A 6,860-nucleotide genomic window follows, 5' to 3' on the forward strand; every position below is an offset into this window, starting at 1 on the left:
CGGTGTGTGAGTCCGGGCGCTGACCCGCCGACTCCCCGCGTCCCGCTCCCGCTCTTCCCGCTCGGGCCCGCTCCGGCCCGGTCCTCGTCCGCGGCTCACCGCGTCGCGAGCCCGATTCGGCGCGCCTGCGGTCGATTCCGCGCGCCCGATCGCCACACCTGCGGCATGCTTCCGCCGGCCTGCCCCGGAATCCCACAGCTCAACAGCTCAGACATCACCGTCGACTCCCTTACCCCGCAAGGAGTTTCCCGATGACCCTCGAAGCAATCGACGCGCCGCCCGCCATCGAAGCCGTGCTCGCCGACGACCCCGAGTCGTGGTCCTTCGAGACCCGGCAGGTACACGCCGGCACCTCGCCCGACCCGACCACCGGGGCCCGGGCGGTGCCGATCTACCAGACCACGTCGTTCGTCTTCAAGGACACCGCGCACGCCGCCGGGTTGTTCGATCTATCCGAGGAAGGGCACATCTACACCCGGATCCACAACCCCACGACGGACGCGCTGGAGCAGCGCGTGGCCGCCCTCGAAGGCGGCGTGGCGGCGGTGGCGACCGCGTCCGGGCAGGCCGCGACCACGCTGGCGGTGCTCAACCTCGCGGGCGCCGGCGACCACATCGTGTCCAGTTCGTCGCTGTACGGCGGCACGTACAACCTGTTCCACTGGACGCTGCCCAAGCTCGGCATCGAGGTCACCTTCGTCGACGACCCGGACGACTTGGACGCGTGGCGCGCGGCGATCCGCCCGCAGACCAAGCTGCTGTTCGCCGAGACGCTGGGAAACCCGCGCGGCAACGTGCTCGACGTGTCGGCAGTGGCCGACCTCGCGCACACGGCGGGTCTGCCGCTCGTGGTGGACAACACGGTGCCGACGCCGTACCTGCTCCGTCCGCTGGAGCACGGCGCGGACGTCGTGGTGCACTCGGCGACCAAGTTCCTCGGCGGACACGGCACCGCGATCGGCGGGATCGTGGTGGACGGCGGCACCTTCGACTTCGGCGCCCACCCGGACCGCTTCCCGGGCTTCACCGAGCCGGACGCGAGCTACAACGGGCTGCGCTACTGGCCGGACCTGGGCCCGGGCGCGTACGCGGCCAAGTTGCGCGTGCAGCTGCTGCGCGACGTGGGCGCCTCGATCGCCCCGCTGACCAGCTTCCTGCTGCTCCAGGGCCTGGAGACGTTGTCGCTGCGGATCGAGCGGCACGTCGCGAACGCGAGCGCGTTGGCCGCGTGGTTGCAGGCCAGGGAGGAGGTGGAGAGCGTGCACTACGCGGGGCTGCCGAGCAGCCGGTGGTACGACGCGGGCAAGCGCTATCTGCCGCGCGGCGCCGGTGCGATCGTCGCGTTCGAGCTCAAGGGCGGGATCGAGGCGGGCCGCCGGTTCGTGGACGGGCTGTCCCTGTTCAGTCACCTGGCCAACATCGGCGACGTGCGCAGCCTGGTGATCCACCCGGCCAGTACCACGCACGCGCAGCTCACCGACGCGGAACGGCAGGCCACCGGGGTCACCCCCGGCCTGGTTCGGCTTTCCGTCGGCATCGAGGGCCTGGCCGATCTGCGCGCCGACCTGGTGGCCGGCTTCCGCGCCGCGCAGGCGGGCTAGCCGGGAATTCGGACGGAACGGCTCACCATGTCGCACGACACGCCCACCGCTCCCGCCACCTCGGCGGGTCCGCGCTCGCTGACCCTGCCGCAGCCGCTGTGGACCGAGTCCCGGGAGGTGCTGCCCGAGGTCCACGTCGGCTACGAGACGTGGGGTCGGCTCGCCCCGGACCGCTCCAACGCGGTCCTGGTCCTGCACGCACTGACCGGGGACAGCCACGTCGCCGGTCCCGCCGGGCCGGGTTTTCCCACTCCGGGGTGGTGGGACGGCCTGATCGGGCCGGGCCGCACGCTGGACACCGACCGGTACTTCGTGGTTGCCCCGAACGCGCTCGGCGGCTGTCGGGGCACCACCGGTCCGGCGTCACCCGGGCCGGGCGGTCGCGCCTGGGGAAGTGGCTTTCCTCGGTTGACCGTTCGCGATCAGGTGGCGGCGGAGGTGGCCGGCGCGGACCTGCTCGGGATCGAGCGGTGGGCAGCGGTGGTGGGCGGGTCGATGGGCGGCATGCGCGCGGTGGAGTGGGCGGTGACACATCCGGACCGGGTGGGCGCGCTGTTCCTGATCGCCACCACCGCGGCGGCGAGTGCGGAGCAGATCGCGTGGTGCTCGACCCAGTTGCACGCGATCCGGGCCGATCCGGGCTGGTCCGGCGGCGACTACCACGACCGGCCGGCCGAGTCCGGGCCCTGGCGCGGGCTCGGCCTGGCCCGGCGGATCGCGCACGTGACGTATCGCAGCGAAGCCGAATTGGCCACCCGCTTCGGCCGGGACCGCCAACCGGGCGAGGGTCCGCACGGGCGGTACGCGGTCGAGTCCTACCTCGACCACCACGCCGCCAAGCTGACCGCGCGCTTCGACGCGGGCAGCTACGTGAGCCTCACCGAGGCGATGAACAGCCACGACGTGGGCCGGGATCGCGGCGGTGTGCCCGCGGCCCTGGCCCGGATCACCGCACCGACCGTGGTCGCGGCCGTGGACAGCGACCGGCTGTACCCACCGAGCCAGCAGCAGACCCTCGCCGACGGCATACCGGGAGCGGGTCCGCTGCGGGTGGTCGAGTCGCCCTATGGCCACGACGGCTTCCTGATCGAACTGGATCAGGTGGCACCCCTGCTCGCGGAGTTGCTGGAACATACGGCGAACACGGACCGGAGCAAGACCCCGGGCCGGACCCGGAACACCGAGCTCGATCCCACCGTTACCCGAAGGTAGTCACAACCGATGGGTAGCCCTCCACATCGCCCGCCCGGTGCCCGACCGGAGGATTCACCGCGCACCGGTGCACCTCTCTCCCGGGCGGCGCCGGACTCCCTCGAAAGGCCCGATCACCATGACCGCCCTGGCCCCCGCGCAGGTCCGCGCCCGGCTGACCGAGTTCACCGTGCTCGACGTGCGCACCCCCGGCGAGTACGCGACCGGCCACATCCCCGGCGCGCACAACGTCCCGCTGGACCGGCTGCGCGAGGCGGTACCGGTGCTCAAGCGGGCCGAACACGCCGACCTGCTGATCGTCTGCGCGTCCGGAGCCCGCTCCGAGCGCGCCCGCGCCGAGCTGACCGCCGCCGGCATCGAGGCCGTACACCTGACCGGCGGCACCTCGGCCTGGGTTGCCGACGGTCACACCCTGGACAGCCCGGCCGGCGCCCGCAAGGTGTGGCCGATGGAGCGTCAGGTCCGGCTGGCCGCCGGCACTCTGGTCGTCCTCGGCCTGGCCGCCGGCCGCCGCGCGCCCAAGGCCCGTCTGCTGGCCGGCGCGATCGGCTCCGGTCTGATCTTCTCCGCCGTGACCAACACGTGCGGCATGGCGTCCGTGCTCGGCAAGCTGCCGCACAACCGCCCCGCCCCGGAAGCTCCCGACCTGGCCGGCACGCTCACCGCTCTCGACCGGGCCTGATCGCACTCGCCCCGGCCCGAAGGCCGGGGGCGCGGCCCCGACCGGCGGACGCCCGATCGGGGCCGCGCCGTGTGTGCCTCACGCACCGGGTGCCACGCACCGGGTGCCGCCCGCCGGGTGCCGCCCGCCGGGTGCCGCCCGTCTATGGCTGGTCGACAACGCACAAAGTCGCCGCAAAATGGGTCGACGGTACGGAACCCATTCAGGGCATCGCCAAGCGCCCGTTGTCCCGGATCAAGTACGAAATCACCGCCGCGCACGACCAGATCGTCGCCGCGGCCGGCCCCGGGACCCAGCCGCCCGCGTCGTGATTCCCTGCGCCGACACGCGTTGCGTTCCACGACGAGCGCGCCGGAATGACCAAGTCTGGTCGAATGCACCGAATTACCGTGTTCAGCGCAAATCGCCACACATCTGCCCTGGTCGCTCTCCCGTTCCTCGCCGTCGCCGTGCTCGGCACCTCGGCCGCGCCGCGGGCCGAAGCGGCGGTCTCCGTCACCGCCCCATTCGGAGCCGGCTCACCGACCGCCTCCGTGCGGGGCGGGAGCATCAGCCGTGCCGAGGTCCTGGAGCGCGCCGAGGACTGGTACGACCGCGACGTTCAGTACGACCAGGGAGCCAAAGCCGCAGACCCGGAAGGGGCACACGACTACCGCACCGACTGTTCGGGCATGGTCGCGATGGCCTGGCACCTCCCGAGCACCGACTTCAACACCGACTCGCTCGACCGGCCCTCGGTCACCAACCGGATCGAGCGGGACGACCTGTTGCGAGGCGACGCGCTCGACGACACCGACGACGGCCACGTGGTGATCTTCACCGGGTGGGTGAGTCGCGACGCGGGCACCTTCACCTATATCCACTTGGCCAACCCGACCTCGGACATGGTCAAGGGCACCGGCAGCTTCGCCGGTCCGATGCTCGCGGGCCACCCGACCGCGAACTACTTCGCCCTGCGGTACAACCGGATCCTCGACGACGGGACATCCGCCGCGGTGCCGCCGACGCGAGACCTGGATCGATATCCGTGGCCCGCGCCCTGGAAGTCGGCCCGGCGGGTCGGCGCACCGCAGCCTCCGCGGATCGGCGCGCCGGAAAACCGACGGGCGGATTAGGTACGTTGACATAGCTATCGTCCAATACCTATGGTCGCGGGATGAGTCGCGCCCCGGAATCCTCGACCGACGAGGCCGGTCGGGCCGAACCGGCCGGTCGCGCCGACGCCGCCTCAGCCACGTCGCGCGCCGTCGCCGAGGGTCTCGTCGGCGTGCTGCCGGCTCTGATCCGGGCGTTGGAGCGGCGCAGCGATCGCGAGCTCCCGTCGCCCAAACCGTCCGAAGGCGAGCGGGCGCTGCTGCGGCTGGTCGCCGAGCGGGACGGGATCACCGTCCGCCAGGCGGCCGAGGCGTTGTTGATGAAGCCCAACAACGTCAGCGCGCTGGTCTCCAAGCTGGTCGGCAAAGGACTCCTGGAGCGGATGCCCGACCCGGCCGACAAGCGGGTCGCCCACCTGCACTCGACGCCCGCGGCCCGTTCGCGCAGCAACGCCGTCGACGCCCTGCTCGCCGACGTCGTCCACGAGGGCCTGACCGAACTGGGCACGGACCAGGTCGCGGCGATCGGCGCGGCGATCGCCGGGTTGCGTGCACTCACCGAGGCGGTGCACGCGGGGGCGGGCTGAGACGGTCGGCCGACTGCTGATCGATCGACACCCGTTTGTAGACCGGATTGGCCATGCCACTCCCCGTTGTGGTGGTCGCATTCGACCCTGGCTGTCAGCAAACCCTGTCATCCGATGGCGCCGGTCGCCTCGCCGACTCTTCCCTCTTTTCCCGAGCGCGGAAAAACATCGCAGACAACCGAGGGCGGGCTCGCCCATAAGGCAGAAGGGCATCGAGATCGCAACTGGCAATAAACGGAACGGCGGAATGCATGATACGCCGGACAGTGAGCCGTCCTGGGTTCAGTCGCAAGGTCATGATGCAATCCCGTACGCCCTCGATATTGCCTTCATTTGCCCAGTTCAGCGCCCTCATACCGCCATGACTAACGAGCAACCGCGACAGGGCCACGGCACCCCGAGTAAGTCAAGACTTATTTTCAGGGAATTATGACCGTATGGTGTGGCTCGAATCGAAGGAGCCCCCTGTTGTCGCAAGTGAACGACCCTGCTGTGTGTGCGGTTGAATCGGAGCGGGCTTATGTGTCCACCTTGTATGAGATGCTCACAGAGCGGCTTTCCGAGGCGCGAGTACACCGAGCGAGTGTGCTGAAGGCCCCGGTGGAAAGCGCCGATGAGGCATACGAGAGAGAGATCGCCGCTGAGCGTCTGGCCAAGGAAATCAGCCGGCTGGAGGGCGCCGAAAAAGGGCTGGTCTTCGGCCGCATCGACTGGACGGATGGCACGGCCCTGCGCATCGGGCGAATCGGCCTGCATACGGAGGACGACGAGCTGCCTCTGCTCGTGGACTGGCGCGCGAACGCGGCGCGGCCCTTCTACGAGGCGACGCCGATCCACCCGATGGATCTGCGCCGCCGCCGGCACCTGCGCCTTGAGGAGCGCACGGTGATTTCGGTGAGCGACGAACTGCTCGACGGTACTGCCCCGACCGACGAAGACGTCGTGGGTGACGGCCCGTTGACCGAGGCTCTGTCGGCACGGCGTACGGGCAGGATGCACGCGGCCGTCGCGACGCTGCAGGCCGAGCAGGACGAGATCGTCCGCTCCGCCCACCGCGGGGTGACCGTGGTGCAGGGCGGGCCAGGTACAGGCAAGACGGTGGTCGCCCTGCACCGGGCGGCGTATGTCCTGTACGCGTTCCCGCGCGCCGCGGAGCAAGGTGTCCTGGTGGTCGGTCCGAATGCCCGGTTCCTCGACTACATCTCCCAGGTCCTTCCCTCGCTCGGTGAGAACGACGTCGTCCTGGCGACCTGCCACGAACTGGCCGGAGTGTCCACGGACACGGTGGACCCGTTCGATACGGCGCGTCTCAAGGGCAGCTCCGACCTCGCCGATGCTCTGGCCGGCCTGTTGCGCGTCCACCAAGCTCCCCACGGCGACTTCACCGTGCGGGTCGGACAGGAACTGGTTCACCTGTCCGGCGAGGAAGTCGCCACGACACGCGACGCCGCCGTGGCAGCCGCACCGGGGCACAACCCCGCACGCCGGGTGTTCAAAGAGCTCCTGGTCGACGCCGTCACCGACGCAATGCAACGAGACATGGGCGACCTTCTGGAGCAGATCGACGCCGATGCCGCCAAGATGACGGGCATGGACCTCGACCGGTTCACCGGAGCCGCCCAGCGCCGTGCCGAAGGTGCAGCCGACTCGGGTCCGGTCCACGAGCTGGACCTGGACGCCATCC

General features: G+C 70.6%; 7 protein-coding genes. All 7 read left to right on the top strand.

All coding sequences use genetic code 11. The features are described from left to right. The first annotated feature begins 251 nt into the window (after positions 1–251). Complete coding sequence (locus ABZS54_RS00605) at positions 252–1,601, top strand: bifunctional o-acetylhomoserine/o-acetylserine sulfhydrylase (protein WP_355528964.1); 1,350 nt, start codon at positions 252–254, stop codon at positions 1,599–1,601. A gap of 27 nt (positions 1,602–1,628) precedes the next feature. Next, a complete protein-coding gene (locus ABZS54_RS00610) occupies positions 1,629–2,813 on the top strand; it encodes a homoserine O-acetyltransferase (RefSeq protein ID WP_355528967.1) in 1,185 nt (394 codons plus the stop codon). Positions 2,814–2,931: 118 nt separating this feature from the next. Continuing rightward, the gene (locus ABZS54_RS00615; protein ID WP_355528969.1) at positions 2,932–3,495 is read left to right on the top strand and encodes a rhodanese-like domain-containing protein; all 564 of its coding nucleotides are present in this window, start codon (positions 2,932–2,934) and stop codon (positions 3,493–3,495) included. Between the two features lie 131 nt (positions 3,496–3,626). Then, entirely contained in the window at positions 3,627–3,806 is a 180-nt protein-coding gene (locus ABZS54_RS00620) for a hypothetical protein (protein WP_355528972.1), read from the top strand. Between the two features lie 78 nt (positions 3,807–3,884). Further along, positions 3,885–4,610, top strand: a complete 726-nt coding sequence (locus ABZS54_RS00625; protein ID WP_355528975.1) for a hypothetical protein — start codon at positions 3,885–3,887, stop codon at positions 4,608–4,610. A 41-nt stretch (positions 4,611–4,651) separates the two neighbouring features. Continuing rightward, positions 4,652–5,176 (top strand): MarR family winged helix-turn-helix transcriptional regulator, encoded by a 525-nt coding sequence (locus ABZS54_RS00630; protein WP_355528978.1) that lies wholly within the window; start codon positions 4,652–4,654, stop codon positions 5,174–5,176. Positions 5,177–5,698: 522 nt separating this feature from the next. Continuing rightward, a partial coding sequence (locus ABZS54_RS00635; protein WP_355528996.1) for an AAA family ATPase occupies positions 5,699–6,860 on the top strand: 1,162 nt, incomplete at its 3' end.

The sequence above is a fragment of the Embleya sp. NPDC005575 genome (assembly GCF_040605455.1).
Classification (GTDB): Bacteria; Actinomycetota; Actinomycetes; order Streptomycetales; family Streptomycetaceae; genus Embleya.

What these genes read in the sequence shown, in the direction of transcription:
- ABZS54_RS00615 (WP_355528969.1), top strand. Translation starts at nt 2,932, where the DNA reads ATGACCGCCCTGGCCCCCGCGCAGGTCCGCGCCCGGCTGACCGAGTTC.
- ABZS54_RS00610 (WP_355528967.1), top strand. Translation starts at nt 1,629, where the DNA reads ATGTCGCACGACACGCCCACCGCTCCCGCCACCTCGGCGGGTCCGCGC.
- ABZS54_RS00630 (WP_355528978.1), top strand. Translation starts at nt 4,652, where the DNA reads ATGAGTCGCGCCCCGGAATCCTCGACCGACGAGGCCGGTCGGGCCGAA.
- ABZS54_RS00605 (WP_355528964.1), top strand. Translation starts at nt 252, where the DNA reads ATGACCCTCGAAGCAATCGACGCGCCGCCCGCCATCGAAGCCGTGCTC.